We start from the raw sequence: 15,979 nt of genomic DNA on the forward strand, positions 1-15,979 counted from the left end.
TCGTTTTTCGGGGCGCTCATGTCTTGTCCTGCGTTTTCTCGGCTATCTGCGCGGCAATCCAGCGATCCAGCTCGCTGCGACGAAACCGCCAGGTGCCGCCCAGCTTGAATCCCGGTATCTCCCCCTGCTGGGCCAGCCGGTAAACGGTCTTCTTCCCTGCCTTGAGGTAGACCGCCACTTCATCCAGCGTGAGAATTTCGCTATCAGGTTGGTTCATGTCAGGCGGCTCGCTTGGTGTCGCGCGGCGAAGTCTTCCAAAGTTTGGCCAAGTTTACCATCTGATCCACCCAAGTGAACCCCGAATCTCATGTGCGCGACGCCATGGATTCGGCCGGCGCCATGCGTTGCGGCGGGCTCGCGGCACCGGCTCGATGGCAAGGCCATGTGCTTTAGCCACCGGGTCGTAGATGGTTTACGCCAAGAAGGTGGTCGGCGTGTCTTCTTCCGGGGAAAACACGCAACGTAGTACTCTTTGGCCTTCACAGCCGCGCTCTCTGTGGCCTCATCTGGATGAGACGGGCTAGGCAAATCAGCGTGAGGTGTGCGATGGGCAGGAAGGAAACCGAGGAAGCAATTGCAGACAGCCGCGCCGGCCGTGTCTCGGGGCGGTTCGCCACAGTCGCCGAGCTGCTGGCCGACCTGAACGCTGACGACACCCCGAACATTCAGCACGGCAGCGCCAACGTCTATGCCGACCTGGGCTATCCCGACGCCGGCGAAATGCTGGTCAAGACCCGACTCGTCACCAAGATCGGCGAGGCCATCAAGGCGCGACAGTTGTCGACCGAGCAAGCGGCTACGCTTCTCGGATTGACGCCGGCCGCGCTGCACGAGCTGCTGACCGGCCGCTTTCGCTCGCAATCGGTCAATGACCTGGAGCGCCTGGCATCCATGCTTGATGAGGCCAGTCGATGACAGGCTCGAAGAACCTGGAAAACTGGCTGCATGAGAAGGTCGGCCCGGCCTATGACGCCTTGAAGGCCGATCCCGCCCGCGCCGTCACGCCTGACCAGGTGCGCTACACCCTGGCCGAGCTGCTGGCCGAGGCCGAAGCCGCCGGCGTGTATCCACTGCCGCCGGAACAACGCGAATGGGTGGATGCGCCGGCCGTTGGCCGTGAGCTGACGCCTTTCGACCCGGCCGAGACGCTGACCTCGGCCGAGGCGATCAGCACCTTCCTGGCCGAAGCCGAGGCCACAGCCGACCCGGCCTATATCGAACACGCACAGGCCGTCGCAGCGCGGGCGAAGGCCATGCACGGCATCGAGTAGGAGAGCTGGCCAGCATCGCCATTCCTGGCGGTGCTGCAGCTCGACGTGCGCCGTTCTGGTGCGCTGGATCTCATCGCTAGAAGCGACGATGCGATCCACGCCAAGGGAGAAGGCCAGAGCGGCCGTCATCGTCCGATCTGGCGATGCTCGAGCACGCCAGCGCACATCGTCACCTTTGACGATGCAGGCCCGGAAATGACAAGGGCGGCCAATGGCCGCCCTTGCTGCTCCTGGTGCGCGTGCCTACGCGGCGCCGAGTGACTGCCGCACCGCGTCCAGGGCCTCGCGAAAGTCGGCAGGTGTCGCCTGGCCCGTCTCGGCCTGGTAAAACACGACCATGAAAGCGTTCGCCACGGCCTCGGCGAGCGGCCCGAGCTGCCGCGCCGCGTCCTGGTCTAGCCAGTCGAGCGCGGCGAGTTGCACGGCTGCATGATGAACGGCCTGCGTTGCATTGGTAGGATTCAGGGTTGCCATGATTCACCTCTCTAACAGGTGGGTTGTGGAAGTGTCGGCCGGCCCCACGCCGCCCGACGCGCTTATCGGCTGCCGGTGCCGTAGAAGCCGGCGGCCTCGGCCAGCGGCGTGCTTCTCGCGCTGCTGCCGTAGCTGCTGGCGTAGCCGCCCGACCTGGCCGCCAGCTTGGTGGCCTCAATGACGGGCGGAGCAGGTCGATCAACAAAGGCCGCAACTTCTGCCGCCGGGTCTGCATCAGTCGATTGATCGTCGACCGGCTCAACCTCAACCGCCTGCGCCTGGCGCTGCTCGGCAGCGGCAACGTCCAGGCAGTCGAAAAATCCTCTCGGCGTCATCGTCATACCTCCTTGTCGCGGTTGGCGAACGCGACCACTTCATCATCAGGATCAGCAGCAGCCGAATCGGCCCCTGCCAGGCTGTTGCCGCCGAAGCTGGGCACATCGTCGACCGCCCGGTCTGTCTGGCTGCTCGCCCGGATTGCGGCGGCGATCTTCCCTCCGGTGGTGTCGGCGATGCGTTCGGCGGCGGCGTCGCGGATGCTGGCCGCCTTGGCCTGCGCAACGTCGCCAATGCCTTGCACCAGGTTCGCAGCCGTCGCAGCGACAAGGCCTCCCGCACCTCGGCCGGCTTGGCCGCCAGCGTCGCTGCCGCCGCCGGCCTTCGAGCCGCCGACATCGCCGCTACCCTTCGAGCTGGAGCCGGCTTTGTCGCCGCCCCTCGATTCGCCGCCGCTGCCGCCCGAATTGCTGGAGCTTCCAGAGCTGTAAAAGCCAGCCGCCTGGCCGAGCGGCGTACTTGTGCCGGCACTGGAACCGCCGCCACCAAAGCCCGCCGCCTGCGCGAACGGTCCAGCATCGGAATCACCGCCAGCACCACCACCAAACATGGGCACTCCGCCCGATTCGCCACCGGCGCTAGCCCCTGCTTTCTCGAACGCCGCCCTAATCGCCGACATGCCGCCGGCGGCCGAGGCCGCACCGCCCATCACGGCCGCGCCAGCCACGCTGGCCGCTCCGGCGGCCATACTCGACGCGCCCATAGCCGCACCGATGGCGGCACCTGCACCGAAGTTGCCAATGCCGCCAGCGCCACCGATCCCCGAGCCGGTGATGATGCCGGCGACAAGCGGGGGCACACGATTGACCAGCATGAGCAACGCCACGCAGAACACCAGCATCACGCCCAGCTCTTCAAAGTTCAGGGTGCCGGTGTTCATCCTGGCGTAGAAGCTGGAAAGCAGGTCGTTCCCGATGCCGACCAGGAGCACCATCGTCATGATCTGCGCGGCCACGCCCAGCACGGTCTTGTAGTAGTTGATCGCCATGTCGGAAGTCCAACGGCTTCCACCGAAGCCGAGGAAGAAGATTCCGGCGTACATCAGCAGCCAGCCTGATACGAGCAGCAGCAACATATTCACGGCGACAACAGCCAGCAGGATCAGGATGCCGACGCTCAAGGCCACACCGATGAAGCTATCCACGGGCGACCAGATCGACGAGTTCCTGAATGCCTGCTTCAAGATCATGAAGCCGATATCCACAATGCCCGAGGGTGTCACCGACGCCACCCCGGACGCCTGCTCGCCGATCCGGGCCAGTGACTGGATGATCGAGTTGGCGAAGGCCGGGCCGTTGCGCAATAGCCAGAGGAAGAAGCCGAAGAACAGGATGAACCTGATGAACTCGGCGAAGAACTCGCCAATGTCAGCCTTGCGCAGCGCCATGAAGCCGAAGGTGAAAACCAGCGAGATCGTGCCCAGCGTCCAGAACAGGAACATCGCGGCATTCATCACCACCGTCTGCCAGGACGTGGCTCGCGTGGCGAACTCCGTCACCACCTGGTCAAGCATCCCCTGATTGGTGAGTTGGGCCGATGCGGCGGTGGAGTAAAGCGCGAGGGCGACGCCGATCAGCGCCGCCTTGTGCAGTGTTTTCATGGCTTCGCCTCCTTCTGGTCTTTCGGGTCGGCCAGTTCGAGCCAGTTCATGGGCTTCTCGGTCGGCGCGATGCCGCCGGCGGCCGGCGACCGGCGCGAGCACAGCCCGGCGAATTTCTCGCGCGTGGCCCTGTCCTCGATCTTCTTGATCGCCTCGATCTGGCAATTGGTGTCATTGACCTCGGGCATGGGCGGGATGGCCGGCTTGTTGTCGCAACCAGCCACCAGCACCACCACGAGGCCGGTAAGCAGCATCGTTTTCTTCATGGTGCAGGGCCTCCGTCAGCGGGTCAGTTCGAGCCAGTTTCTCGGGTTGGCCGTCCGCTCGATCCTGGACTCCCGGGAAGTCGCGCCGGCGGCCTGCTGTTGCGCCTCTAGGTCGGCCTGCGCCTGCATCCTGGCCGTCGCGGCGTTCTGCTGTGCGATCAGCAGGCCACGGATTTGCAGAAGCTGGTTTGCCTGGTTGGCGGCGAGCTGGTTGGCGTAGCCGATGGCCTGCATCTGCCCGGTCGCGCCCTGCGCGGCGGACTGGAGCCGTTCGAGCTGGCGAGCATCGGCGGAAAGGTTGCGCTGCTGTTGCTCCAGGCCCTTGAAAAGCGCGTCGTTCGCCTTCTTCTGACTCTCGCTCGCCAGGCTGCGGTTTTGCTCCATCGCAGCGCGCTCGGCATCCGAGCACCCAGCGGCCGAGAAGCAAGGCGAACCACGGTAATAGGCCACATCCTGGAACTTGCCCAGGTACGCATCGATGCTGCCGAGCTGATTCCGGTAGTAGTTCAGCGTGTCGGTGGCGGCCATCAGTCCATTGATGGTGGACTGCGCCTGGTCCCAGATATAGGCGGCCGGAGCCATGGTGTTTTGCAGCATGTTTTCGTACTGCTGCAATTGAGTCTGGTACTGCTCGATCTGCTTGAGCGTCTGCGCCACCGACTCAATGGCGGTCATGACGTTCTGCACCAGGTTGCCGCCGTCGATGACGGGGATGCCGGCCTGCGCCGGGGTGACGATGATGCTGCCGGCCAGAGCGGCGGCGAGCGCGGTTTTAGCCGCTAAAAAACGGACGTGCTTCATGGTCGCAATCTCCATTCGATGAAAGAAAGGCAATGCCTTGACCAAGCTCGCGCTTGCCCACGGCAAGGTTTCATCGAAGAGCTACGCCACTAGCTAATCGGTATCGCCCTTGGCACTGAGGCCCGGGCTTCGGTGATTCTGCTCTCGGCCCTTACGGGGTGTCCCTGGCCTTATGCGTCCTCCCGAGAGTTGATAACGCTCAGGCCGGCGGCCTGGAAGTGCCTCGTGTCGCGTCCGGCACACGGAAATTTAGCCGCTAAAACTCTCAACGGTCGGCCCTCGGCTGCACCACCGATTTCATAAGCCGACTCATTTCATCCTGAGTAGCTTCGATCCGAGCCAACAGGGCGAGAATCGTTGCATCGCCGAAACGGGCAGTGCGCGGATCGTCGGTCAGCCAGAGCTTGAGCAATCCGCCCAGCCGGCCAAGGTCGCCATTCACCCGCGCCAGCTCGCGTACGTAGTGGTAGTCCATGACTCCCTTGACCTGGTAGCCCTGGCCTACGTCGCGCAGATAGCGCGCCACGCTGATCCCCGCCATCTTGGCGTTCGCCTCAATCAGTTCGCGTTCTTCTGGAAGGCAGTACACCTTGATCGGCGGGCTGCCCTTCCTGGTGATTCGATTCTCGTCACCCATGTGTCCTCCAACCGGCGGTAGCCGGCAGCCTCGCAGAGCAGGATGCCCGTTGAGCGCCCCGCGCGAATAAGGGACAGTGAAGAAGGACAACCGGCTTGCCGGTGGGCCTACTTCACACATCCTGCCCGCCTTACGGCGTTGTTTTTGCCTCGTATGACTCATCGAACTTCGCGCTGTAACCGCACCGTTGCTTCGCAACAGCGCGCCAACAGCGGGAAAACCAACGGAAATTGCCAATGTCCGCGTGCTTGCAGAGATCCAAGAGGCCGGTAACAGCGTTTCAGCCATGCGCTTGCAGCGATTGAGCATGGAACTTTGCTTACTTCGTACCCTGCCCCATTGAGCTAGGCCGCGCATTGGTGATGTGCTGGCGAACGTACTTCAGGAACGTCTCATACCGGAAAGGGATGCGCCCGACCTCGCGCAGGTGCTCCCAGATGATCTTGAGCGCGTAGCCGGCCTCCATCGCTTCCTTCACGTCCGAGCGCACCGCCATGAAAGCGGCCAGGTAGTCCCTGCGCTTTGTTTGCGAGGTCTTCTGCTGAAGAGCCAGCCGTGCGGCCAGCTCCTCGGGGTAGCTGCTTTCTGTCGTCGCCATGTCCGTAAACCTCCGTTATCAACTGAACTACTCCGAAGGTTACGGAGTGCTGGCCTACACAACATTCCAATAATTGGCCGAAATGGTTGACATAGAGCCGATGACACAGGCACGCCCATCGAAACAGGGATGGCAGCTCATTCAGCACGGAAAATTGAACGCCAAGAGGGGAGTAGGCCGGGAGATCCCCGCCGCTCGGCCCCTCAAGTGTCAAAGAGAGGATCGCATCGTCAGAAGTGGCGATGCGAGCTCCAGCGCCGGCGGCCGTCATCGTCAGAACTGGCGATGGGGCCCTCGGTGCATCGTCGGACGTGGCGATGGTCGACCATGGCCCGGACATGGCCAGCCTCGCCGGAGATGACGATGCTGCAGCTCGACGTAGCGCGCGAAAGAAAGGCCGATCTCATGACGTGGCCAGGGCATTGAATTGAACTGTTGTATGTTGTAGCGCGCTACAACATACAACATACAACATCTTATTGACACTTGAGGGGCGCAGCGTTTTAGCCGCTAAAAAGAACCGGCCGGAGCTGACCGCCCTTCTGGCGTACAACTCGGCCGCAGGCCGACCATCGGCAAGGACTTGGCGTCGCCCTAAAGGGCGGCGGCAAGTGCCGCGCCTAGTGGATGATCTTGGAAGATCATGGATGGAATTTGCGGACTAGCCGCAAGCCCGCGCCGTTGCTCTGTTTTCCGGTTTGAGGCGGGGAACGTTGCTACGGGTGAAGGGGAACGTTGCTACGGAGCTTGGGGAACGTTACTACGGGCTTCGGCCTGCCAATTTCCCACTTCCCTGCCGCATACTCGCTGACCTTCCATCCCACGGTGGCAAGCTCGGCCAGAGCCTTGCGGGCCTTCTGGCGGCGCTTCTTCATGGCCTCGGCGTTCGCCTCGTCCGGCCAGACGTAGCCAGCAAGGGTATCGAGTTCCACGCGCCCGGCTTTGCCGGGGTCGATCCAGCCGCATAGCCGTTGGTGAATCAGGCGGGCCGGGTCGGTTTGCAGCGCCCGCACCTCGACCATCTCGATGCGGGTATATGGGCGCCGCCCAAGAATCGCCTCTGCAATCTGAGGATTCAACGCGACAAACAGCCGTCCGTCATCCTCATCGAAGGCATAGCTCATCAGGTGAAAAGACCTTTGCCGGCTTCCCTTGGTGAGCACCACCGTCACGTTTGCCATGCGCAGCAAGCACGCCTTGATCGCCCGGATGTTGTCACCGCCATCGGTCAAGCCGATTTCGCCTAGCAGGCGGGTCATGCTCTCTCGCACGACCAGCGCATCCTGCCCCACCGCGTCGAACTTCGGCTCAAGGAATAGACGGAGTTGCTTCGGCAAGTCCGCTGTTGGCTCTGGCGTCAGGATGATGCCCTTCGGCCCTCCAAGAGCCACAAGACCTTGCAGCAGCCGCATGTCATCAGCGCCAAGAGGCTCGAAACCGACGAACCGCGCTTGTTCAGTCCCGGCGTAGTGATACGTCACATCGAGCTTGAGTTTCTTCCGTTCACCGCGCTTGAGACTGCGGAACAAGCCGGGGACCAAGCAGTGCATTGGGTCGTGCCTGGCATGGGTGAGGTCAAAAGCCATCGCCTCGCCTCCGACTATTACGTCTTTCCTCATTCCTGCTGGCCTCATACAGCTCCACCGGCACCAGCACGCCGCCGGCGTGCCGCATGTACCAGCGATCAAGCGGCGTGGCGTCGTAGTTCTGCTTGCTGACGCCGAAACGCACGAAGAAGCCGCGCCGCTCATCGCCGATGGGCTGCCGGTCATGGGCGCGGTCGCTGAGGCGCTTCGCCTCGTCCTCAGTCATGCGGGCGACGTAACCGCACCACCTGGCGTTGTCGATCAGCGCGGACGCGCCACGCGCGGCCTGCTGCTGGTCGGTCTGCCCTTCGCGGGCGCTTCCTTTGCTGACGTGGTGCAGGTAGAGCACGGATGCGCCCGTGGTAGCCGCGACCTGCTCCAGCACGGCCACGAGGTGGGCCATGTTGCCGTTGCTGTTCTCATCGAGGGCGTGGATGCGGCTCAGGGTGTCCAGCACGATCAGCCTCGCCCCGGCGCTGTACTCGATGACGCGGCGCAAGTGAGCCTCGTCCATGACGTTCAGGCGCTTGCCCATGATCGGCTCAAGCACGAGGTTCTCGGCGATGGCTTGGCGGGCTGTATGCCCAAGGTGCTGGCCGATGGCGTGAATGCGCCGGACAAGCGCGGGCGGCGGGTCTTCCCCGGCCAGATAGACCACGCGCCCGGTGTGTGCGGGGGCCAGGCCCACGAGGTCGCCGCCGGCAACGCTGCATGCGATGCTCATGGCCGCTTCCAGCGCCCAGAAGCTCTTGCCCGTGGCCCCTGGGGCGACGAGCGCGCCGACGGTTCCCGCGAGGAAGCCCGGCCATATGAAGTCCAGCACCGGCGGTTCGCACTCGAACGCCGCCAGGACGTCAATCGCCACGACTCAGTTCCCCGTTCCGTACAGGGATTCGTCGCTCAGCACCTCGGCGATCTGCGAGGTTCGAAAGTAGACGCGCCGACCGATCTTCAAGCGAGCCTTGTTGATTCGCCCCGCCCATTCGCTCGTCGTGCGCAAACTGACCCGCAGGCCATCCGGTGATCGATCCAGGACGGAGGCGAGCTGTGCCATGCTCAGCAGCGGGCCGAAGCGTTGCAGTAGCGTGTCTTCTATCGTCATTGCGTAAACCTCCGTTATCAACTGAATTGCTACGAAGGTTAGGCGTTATTGGGGGTTGCCTACATCTTATTAGTTGTCCAAAATGGTTGACATGAAGAACGATCCAACCATTGTCATCTGGGAAGGCTGCGATCCCACTGTCTCGGAAGCCATCGGGCAGTTTGAGGATCGCTGGCGGCCGTATTCCGCCTCCTCGCGGCGCTACCCCATCGTTGGGCTGTTACAGGAACTTATTGACCCCGCCGTGGCTGCGTACACGGCGACGCTGCCACAACGCTACTTGGGCCATATCCCCGGAGCAGGAACAGGGGTGAGCTTCAGCGGAATCATTCGACTGATTGGACTTGATGCGATGGTTCGCATGCAGCGGCAGTTGCTGCGCCAGTTCATCAAAACGGAGGATAGGCAGACGCCAAGAGATCGGCGGTTTGTTGCAACACTCGAATCGTTGATCGGGCTTGTATGGGACTGCGCCTGCAAACGGCCGGTGAAGTCGAAGGTGCGCGACACCCGACTGAATGGCGAACGCCTCCAGGGGTTCTGCCGGTTCTGCGGATCACTCGCCGAGCTGACCTCATTCGCCGGCGGGAGCGATGATCCGAAGGCGGACGATCCAGAGGAAAGGCTTCGACTAAGCAGCCTGTATTGCCTGGATCACCGGCCTAAATTGCCGAGCGGCGCATGGAACCCTGTCTACAGACAAGCAAGGCGATCCCTCGCGCAATTCGACCTCGAACTGGCGAGACTCAACCAGCAATGCGCGAAGCCGGCCACTGCCCAAGTGAAATCGGGCGATCAACTGGTTGACAGCTACTTCTTCCACTATGTCGCAGGCCAGACCTTACAGCCGGCGGACAAGGCAGAGCTGCGCAATCAAGCACGGCTGATGGTGGACTCAAAGCTATCGGATCGCAAAAAGCAGATGCTGATGCTCCAGCGGTCTGGACTCAACCAGTCGGAGATTGCGCGAAAGCTAGGTATAGAACGCCAAGCCGTATCGAAGGCACTGACGTCGATCCCTGCGATGTTCCACTTGAGTTCAAAGTCGCGCTCGCGGCGTCAACCAAATTGACCAACTAATAGGACGAAACAATCCGCATTCACAGGCACCATCAGGCACATGTTCGCAAGTGACTGAAAGAGGCCAAGGGATGCAGACAACGACAAGTAAGACGCTCATCAACCGCAAGAAGCTACTGGCGATGATCCCGCTGTCTGAGCGCACGATTTTCAATATGGAGCAGCGGGGGGAGTTTCCGCGTCGCATTGCGCTCACCAGCCGAAACGTCGCCTGGGACTTGGCCGAGGTCGAGGAATGGATCGAGGCGCGCAAGGCATCGGGCACTCAGGCCATGCGTCCCGGCTTCACCCCGTCGGTCGCAGCAGCCACTTTTTAGCGGCTAAAACGCTACGCCCCTCAAGTGTCAATGAAACCCGGGGCCATGCCTCGATGTTCGGGCAGGCGAGCGAACTGTAATCTTCTGGCTTACGCCTTCGGCCGCTTCAGTGTCCATTCGTCGATCATGTCCGCCCAGTCTTGCAACATCGCCGTCCGCTGCTCGCGGTACTCGGCCTTGTTGTAGACGGCCCTGACGCCTCGCTGCTCGTGCGCAAGGCACTTCTCAATCCAGTCCGTGTTGTAGCCGGCCTCATGCAACAACGTGCTGGCCGTGCGCCGCAAGTCATGTGGCCCGAACTTGGCGAGCGACTTCCCTTCCTTCTGCGCCAGCCGATACGTCAGCGTCAGCACCTGGTTGAGCGTGGCGCTGCTCATGGGCAAGTCCGAGTCGTACCGCGACGGCAACACGTAGTCCGATCCGCCGGCAAAGGTCTTGAGGGCAATGAAGATGTCCAACGCCTGCCGGGACAGGAACACCAGGTGCGGATTGCGTCGCTTCATCCGCTCCTTCGGGATGGTCCAAAGCGCCTCGCTGAAGTTGATCTCGCTCCAGGTCGCGTTGGTCAGCTCGCTCTTGCGCACCATCGTCAGCAGCAACAACTTGGCGGCAGCCCGAATGGATGGCGTTGTGCCGATGCGCTCCATGTACTGATACATCAGACCGATCTCGTCGGGCGTCAGCGCACGGTCGCGCGGCTCGAACTTGGCGATAGTCGTCGGCCGCACCAGCTCTGCCGGGTTCTCGACCTTCTGGCCGCGCTCGATGGCCCAGCGAAAGACCTGCAACATCACCTCGCGAGCATGCACTGCGGTCGCCGGTGCACCGCGCTCCACGATGGCATCGGTCAGCGCCCGCAAGTCCTCGTGGGTGATCTCTCCCAGTTTCTGATTGCCGAATTTCGGCTTCAGCTCGCGCTCGTAGACTGAACGGCGCATGTCGCGGGTGGAGTCAGCCATTTGGTAGCCGCGCAGCCACTTTTCCGCCCACGCCCCGAACGTCTCCGCATCCTTGACGCGGGCCTTGTCCCGAGCCTTCTCTTTGGCCGGCGACTTCCCGGCTGCGATCATCTTCTTAGCCTCTCCCAACCGCTCGCGGGCTTCCGCAAGGGTGATGCCGCCGACGCCATAGCGGCCGAAGGTGATGGTCTCCTGCCGACCGTGGATCGAGTAGTTGTAGCGGAACGAGATCGCCCCAGCGGGCGTGACGGCCACATAGAGGCCGTCACGGTCATTTTCCTTGTAGAGCTTGTCCCTCGGCTTGAGGTTACGCAGCTTGGTATCGGTCAGCATGGTTCTCGCCCTGATTCGGCTTAAATACCATGATCTGGAACCAACCCCACCTTGGCGTAAAAACACAATGAAATCATTGCACTACGCTATATCAATACCATGATCACCAGAAAGGCGGTTACATGGCATCGGCGGCATCTCATGGCATCGAAGCATTCAATGCCATTCATCATGCCATGAAAAAACGGTGCTTGGCGATACCAAAGATTGCCAGCCAGTGCCGGAAGAAATCACAAAAAAGCCCGCAGTGACGCGGGCTTAGGTGTGTTTTCGTGCTACTCGGTGCCAGCCGATGCCAGACGCCAAATCACTCCCACTCGATGGTCGCTGGCGGTTTGGAGCTCACGTCGTAGGTCACGCGGTTGATGCCGCGCACCTCGTTGATGATGCGGCCGCTGACCTTCTTGAGCAGCGCGTAGGGCAGCTCGGCCCAGTCGGCGGTCATGAAGTCGCTGGTCTGCACCGCGCGCAGCGCCACCACGTAGTCGTAGGTGCGGCCATCGCCCATCACCCCCACGCTCTTGACCGGCAGGAACACGGTGAAGGCCTGGCTGGTGAGCTCGTACCACGTCTTGCCGCTGTGCGGGTCGACGGTGGAGCGCAGTTCCTCGATGAAGATGGCGTCGGCGCGGCGCAGCAGGTCGGCGTAGTCCTTCTTGACCTCGCCCAGGATGCGCACACCCAGGCCCGGCCCCGGGAAGGGGTGGCGGTAGACCATGTCGTGCGGAAGACCCAGCGCCACGCCCAGTTCACGCACCTCGTCCTTGAACAGGTCGCGCAGGGGTTCGAGCAGTTTCAGGCCCAGTTGCTCGGGCAGGCCACCGACGTTGTGGTGGCTCTTGATGGTCACGGCCTTCTTGCTCTTGGCGCCGCCGGACTCGATCACATCCGGGTAAATAGTGCCTTGTGCCAACCACTTGGCGCCTTTTGTTGAAGCACCACTTGAAATGAGTTTGGCGGCTTCGGCCTTGAAGACCTCGACGAATTCGCGGCCGATGATCTTGCGCTTGGCTTCCGGATCGCTCACGCCGGCGAGGTGGCCGAGGAACTGGTCGGCGGCGTCCACGCGGATCACCTTGGCGTGCAGCTTGCCAACGAACATGTCCATCACCATGTCGCCTTCGTTCAGGCGCAGCAGGCCGTGGTCGACGAAGACGCAGGTGAGCTGGTCGCCGATGGCGCGGTGGATCAGGGCGGCCGCCACGGAGGAATCGACCCCGCCGGACAGGCCCAGGATGACCTCTTCATCGCCCACCTGCTGGCGGATCTTCTCGACCGCCTCGGCGATGTGGTCGCGCATCACCCAGTCGGGATTGGTGCCGCAGATCTCGAGCACGAAGCGCTCCAGCAGCGCCCGGCCCTGCACGGTGTGCGTGACCTCGGGGTGGAACTGCACGGCGTAGAAGCGGCGCTCCTCGTCGGCCATGCCGGCGATCGGGCAACTCGGGGTGCTGGCCATGAGCTTGAAGCCCGGGGGCAGCTCGGTGACCTTGTCGCCGTGGCTCATCCACACCTTGAGCATGCCGTGGCCTTCGGGGGTGGTGAAGTCGGCGATGTTCTTGAGCAGCGCCGTGTGACCCCGGGCGCGCACCTCGGCGTAGCCGAATTCGCGCGTGTGCGAGCCTTCCACCTTGCCGCCCAGCTGCTGCGCCATGGTCTGCATGCCGTAGCAGATGCCCAGAACCGGAATGCCGAGTTCGTACACCGCTTCAGGCGCCTTGTCGTCCACCTCGTACACGCTGGCGTGGCTGCCGGAGAGGATCACGCCCTTGAGCTGCCCGTCGGCGGCGAACTCGCGCACCCACTCGCTGCTGACATCGCAGGGATGCACTTCGCAGTACACATGGGCTTCGCGCACGCGGCGGGCGATCAGCTGGGTGACCTGGGAACCGAAATCGAGGATGAGGATTTTCTGGTGCTGCATGGCGTGACGGTGGACTTCTGAAAAAAACAAGGGTCGTCACGAAGGACGACCCGTTGGGCGAGCGGCCCCCCCATCCAGGGGCACCGCGGAACCGGCTTTGCCGGGCCGCTGGTGCCGCCCCTCGGGGGTGACGCCGCAGGCGGCGCGGGGGGTCTCATTCAGCCCGGTAGTTCGGGGCTTCCTTGGTGATCTGCACGTCGTGCACGTGGCTTTCGCGGATGCCGGCCGAGGTGATCTCGACGAACTCGGCCTTGTCGCGCATGTCCTCGATGCTCGGGCAACCGCAGTAGCCCATGGCCGCGCGCAGGCCGCCGGCCATCTGGAAGATGATGGACACCACCGAGCCCTTGTAAGGCACCCGGCCTTCGATGCCCTCGGGCACCAGCTTGTCGGCATTGGGGTTGCCGGTGCTGCTTTCCTGGAAGTAGCGGTCGGCGCTGCCCTGCTGCATGGCACCGATCGAGCCCATGCCACGGTAGCTCTTGTAGCTTCGGCCCTGGTACAGCACGATCTCGCCCGGCGCCTCTTCGGTGCCGGCGAACATGCCGCCCATCATCACAGTGTTGGCGCCGGCCGCGATGGCCTTGGCGATGTCACCGCTGTAGCGGATGCCGCCGTCGGCGATCATCGGCACGCCGGTGCCCCGCAATGCGGTGGCCACGTTGTCGATCGCCATGATCTGCGGCACGCCCACGCCAGCCACGATGCGGGTGGTGCAGATCGAGCCCGGGCCGATGCCGACCTTGACCGCGTCGGCGCCGGCTTCCACCAGAGCCAGGGCGGCCGCGCCGGTGGCGATGTTGCCGCCGATCACGTCGATCTGCGGGTAGTTCTGCTTGACCCAGCGCACGCGGTCGAGCACGCCCTTGCTGTGGCCGTGGGCGGTGTCGACCACGATGGCGTCCACACCGGCCTTGACCAGCGCTTCCACCCGTTCCTCGGTGCCCTCACCCACGCCCACTGCCGCGCCCACGCGCAGGCGGCCGGCGGCGTCGCGCGCGGCATTGGGGAAGTTGAGCTGCTTGGTGATGTCCTTCACCGTGATCAGGCCCTTGAGCTCGAAGGCGTCGTTCACCAGCAGCAGGCGTTCCAGCTTGTGCTTGTTGAGCAGCTTCTTGGCCTCGGCGGGTGTGGTGCCGTCGGGCATGGTGACCAGGCGCTCGCGCGGCGTCATGATCTCGCTCACCGGCAGGTCGTAGCGCGTCTCGAAGCGCAGGTCGCGGCCGGTGACGATGCCCACCACCTTGCCGGCGTCGACCACCGGGAAGCCGGAGACGCCCAGGTCGTCCGAGAGCTTCATGACCTGGCGGATGGTGGTCTGAGGAGAAATCACCACCGGGTCGCGCAGCACGCCCGACTCGTAGCGCTTGACCTTGGCCACGTGGGCCGCCTGTTCCTGCGCCGTGAGGTTCTTGTGCACGATGCCGATGCCGCCTTCCTGGGCGATCGCGATCGCCAGACGGGCCTCGGTGACGGTGTCCATGGCCGCGGAGACCAGGGGCAGATTCAGCTGGATGTTGCGGGAGAACTGGGTGGCAAGCGAGGCGTCCTTGGGCAGGACCTGGGAGTACGCTGGCACCAGCAACACGTCGTCGAAGGTGAGCGCTTTGCCGAGGAGGCGCATGGGTAAAGCTCCAAAAGCGTCGATTGTAGCCGGCCGACCTTCGGGCAAACCCGCACACCCCGCCCCACCCCGGGTACCGCTCAGGCTCGAAAAGCTACCGCTCCTGCGGCTTGTGGCCGATAAAACCGCAGATGCCACCATGCGCGCAGGGGCCCGCCGCTAAACTCCGCCAATGCCTCAAAAACGCCCTTCGAAGCCGTCCTGGCGAGCGCCTCTGGCGGCGGGATTCCTGCTGCTGGTCTGCTCGACCGCCTCCGCGCAATGGGTCTGGAAGGAAGGTGATCGCAAGGTGTTCAGCGACACCGCACCCCCCGCCAGCGTGCCCGACAAGAACATCCTCAAGCGCCCCGGCGGCGGCAGCGCCCCGATGCCCGCGCCGGCAGCGGCCGCTCCCGCCAACACCGAGACCGGAGCAGCGTCCCCCGCGGGTGCGGCGCCTCAGGCGGCAGCCCCTCAGCTGCCCACGGTCGACAAGGAACTCGAAGCCAAGAAGAAACAGGCCGAACAAACCGAGGCCGCTCGCCTGAAGGCCGAGGAGCAGCGCGTCGCGCAGGCGCGCACCGAGAGCTGCAACCGCGCCAAGCAGGCCAAGGCCACGCTGGATTCCGGCGTGCGCCTGGCCACCACCAATGCCAAGGGCGAGCGCGAGGTCATGGACGACAAGGCCCGCACCGCCGAGGCCAAGCGGCTGGATGACGTGATGCGCAGCAACTGCGGGCCGATGCCCAAGGCCGGCCCTCAGTAACCGGCCTTCGACCCCGGGCGCCGGCGGGCGAACAGCCCCGTGGAGCGTGCGCCCTGCCCCATGAAGCGTTCGCGGCGCGCCACCTTCGGGTCCACGCGCAACCCACGAACCACCTCCACCCGGTCACCCTCGCGCAACACCCGGTCCCAACCGGCCTTGCGCCCCCAGATGCCGAGCGCCAGCGGTTCGGCCTCAATGTCGGGAAAGCGCAGCAGCCAAGCCGCCTGATCGAGTGCCTGGCGCAGCGTGCAACCCTCGGGCACGTCGAGCACCTCTTCCACCACCTCGCGGGGCGACGGAGCGTGAATCAGTGTGATCTTCATGGG

Annotated in this window: 20 protein-coding genes; 5 read left to right on the forward strand and 15 right to left on the reverse strand. The window is 63.6% G+C overall.

Features of this window, described 5'->3' with window-relative positions; translation table 11 throughout:
* Positions 1-16: 16 nt before the first annotated feature.
* A complete protein-coding gene (gene mads1, locus ACODTB_RS08765) occupies positions 17-217 on the reverse strand; it encodes a methylation-associated defense system helix-turn-helix domain-containing protein MAD1 (protein ID WP_010378957.1) in 201 nt (66 codons plus the stop codon).
* Between the two features lie 329 nt (positions 218-546).
* Between mads1 and ACODTB_RS08770 the strand changes: the two genes are divergently transcribed.
* Positions 547-915 (forward strand): helix-turn-helix domain-containing protein, encoded by a 369-nt coding sequence (locus ACODTB_RS08770; RefSeq protein ID WP_166226528.1) that lies wholly within the window; start codon positions 547-549, stop codon positions 913-915.
* Positions 912-1,271: a helix-turn-helix domain-containing protein gene (locus ACODTB_RS08775; protein WP_047350575.1), complete on the forward strand. Its 360-nt coding sequence runs from the start codon at positions 912-914 to the stop codon at positions 1,269-1,271. The genes ACODTB_RS08770 and ACODTB_RS08775 overlap by 4 nt, the downstream gene beginning before the upstream one ends.
* Before the next feature lie 243 nt (positions 1,272-1,514).
* Here the strand turns inward: ACODTB_RS08775 and ACODTB_RS08780 are convergent, their stop codons facing one another.
* The 10 genes from ACODTB_RS08780 to ACODTB_RS08825 form a co-directional block, all read right to left on the reverse strand.
* Positions 1,515-1,745 carry a type I toxin-antitoxin system ptaRNA1 family toxin gene (locus ACODTB_RS08780; protein WP_010378963.1) on the reverse strand — a complete coding sequence of 77 codons (231 nt, stop codon included), beginning with the start codon at positions 1,743-1,745 and terminating at the stop codon, positions 1,515-1,517.
* A 62-nt stretch (positions 1,746-1,807) separates the two neighbouring features.
* A complete protein-coding gene (locus ACODTB_RS08785) occupies positions 1,808-2,080 on the reverse strand; it encodes a hypothetical protein (RefSeq protein ID WP_210768845.1) in 273 nt (90 codons plus the stop codon).
* 2 nt (positions 2,081-2,082) lie between these two features.
* The gene (gene trbL, locus ACODTB_RS08790) at positions 2,083-3,681 is read right to left on the reverse strand and encodes a P-type conjugative transfer protein TrbL (RefSeq protein WP_166226526.1); all 1,599 of its coding nucleotides are present in this window, start codon (positions 3,679-3,681) and stop codon (positions 2,083-2,085) included.
* Entirely contained in the window at positions 3,678-3,947 is a 270-nt protein-coding gene (gene trbK / locus ACODTB_RS08795) for an entry exclusion lipoprotein TrbK (protein WP_026437069.1), read from the reverse strand. Before trbK ends, trbL begins: the two co-directional genes overlap by 4 nt.
* A 15-nt stretch (positions 3,948-3,962) precedes the next feature.
* Entirely contained in the window at positions 3,963-4,748 is a 786-nt protein-coding gene (gene trbJ, locus ACODTB_RS08800; RefSeq protein WP_033996778.1) for a P-type conjugative transfer protein TrbJ, read from the reverse strand.
* Between the two features lie 265 nt (positions 4,749-5,013).
* A complete protein-coding gene (gene traJ, locus ACODTB_RS08805) occupies positions 5,014-5,385 on the reverse strand; it encodes a conjugal transfer transcriptional regulator TraJ (RefSeq protein WP_166226524.1) in 372 nt (123 codons plus the stop codon).
* A gap of 319 nt (positions 5,386-5,704) precedes the next feature.
* Entirely contained in the window at positions 5,705-5,983 is a 279-nt protein-coding gene (locus ACODTB_RS08810) for a TraK family protein (protein WP_047350570.1), read from the reverse strand.
* A 716-nt stretch (positions 5,984-6,699) separates the two neighbouring features.
* Positions 6,700-7,569: a replication protein C, IncQ-type gene (gene repC, locus ACODTB_RS08815; protein WP_166226522.1), complete on the reverse strand. Its 870-nt coding sequence runs from the start codon at positions 7,567-7,569 to the stop codon at positions 6,700-6,702.
* Entirely contained in the window at positions 7,559-8,434 is an 876-nt protein-coding gene (locus ACODTB_RS08820; protein ID WP_166226519.1) for a helicase RepA family protein, read from the reverse strand. The genes repC and ACODTB_RS08820 overlap by 11 nt, the downstream gene beginning before the upstream one ends.
* 3 nt (positions 8,435-8,437) lie before the next feature.
* The gene (locus ACODTB_RS08825) at positions 8,438-8,671 is read right to left on the reverse strand and encodes an SPRY domain-containing protein (protein WP_033996783.1); all 234 of its coding nucleotides are present in this window, start codon (positions 8,669-8,671) and stop codon (positions 8,438-8,440) included.
* Positions 8,672-8,762: 91 nt separating this feature from the next.
* On the opposite strand from ACODTB_RS08825, the gene ACODTB_RS08830 reads away from it, so the two are divergent.
* Both ACODTB_RS08830 and ACODTB_RS08835 read left to right on the forward strand, forming a co-directional pair.
* On the forward strand, positions 8,763-9,743 hold the full coding sequence (locus tag ACODTB_RS08830; RefSeq protein ID WP_240936558.1) for a LuxR family transcriptional regulator: 981 nt from the start codon (positions 8,763-8,765) through the stop codon (positions 9,741-9,743).
* 79 nt (positions 9,744-9,822) lie between these two features.
* A complete protein-coding gene (locus ACODTB_RS08835; protein ID WP_015649464.1) occupies positions 9,823-10,068 on the forward strand; it encodes a helix-turn-helix transcriptional regulator in 246 nt (81 codons plus the stop codon).
* A gap of 89 nt (positions 10,069-10,157) precedes the next feature.
* Here ACODTB_RS08835 and ACODTB_RS08840 read toward each other — a convergent pair whose 3' ends face one another.
* The 3 genes from ACODTB_RS08840 to guaB form a co-directional block, all read right to left on the reverse strand.
* Positions 10,158-11,360 (reverse strand): tyrosine-type recombinase/integrase, encoded by a 1,203-nt coding sequence (locus ACODTB_RS08840; protein ID WP_166226515.1) that lies wholly within the window; start codon positions 11,358-11,360, stop codon positions 10,158-10,160.
* A 307-nt stretch (positions 11,361-11,667) separates the two neighbouring features.
* The gene (gene guaA, locus ACODTB_RS08845) at positions 11,668-13,284 is read right to left on the reverse strand and encodes a glutamine-hydrolyzing GMP synthase (RefSeq protein WP_488929253.1); all 1,617 of its coding nucleotides are present in this window, start codon (positions 13,282-13,284) and stop codon (positions 11,668-11,670) included.
* A 154-nt stretch (positions 13,285-13,438) separates the two neighbouring features.
* Complete coding sequence (gene guaB / locus ACODTB_RS08850) at positions 13,439-14,908, reverse strand: IMP dehydrogenase (protein WP_291115661.1); 1,470 nt, start codon at positions 14,906-14,908, stop codon at positions 13,439-13,441.
* 172 nt (positions 14,909-15,080) lie between these two features.
* Between guaB and ACODTB_RS08855 the strand changes: the two genes are divergently transcribed.
* A complete protein-coding gene (locus ACODTB_RS08855; protein WP_291115664.1) occupies positions 15,081-15,653 on the forward strand; it encodes a DUF4124 domain-containing protein in 573 nt (190 codons plus the stop codon).
* Here ACODTB_RS08855 and ACODTB_RS08860 read toward each other — a convergent pair.
* A complete protein-coding gene (locus ACODTB_RS08860) occupies positions 15,647-15,976 on the reverse strand; it encodes an RnfH family protein (RefSeq protein ID WP_291115667.1) in 330 nt (109 codons plus the stop codon). The two genes, ACODTB_RS08855 and ACODTB_RS08860, sit on opposite strands and share 7 nt — an antisense overlap.
* Positions 15,977-15,979 lie beyond the last annotated feature (3 nt).

It is taken from the genome of Hydrogenophaga sp. FG152 (assembly GCF_057809615.1).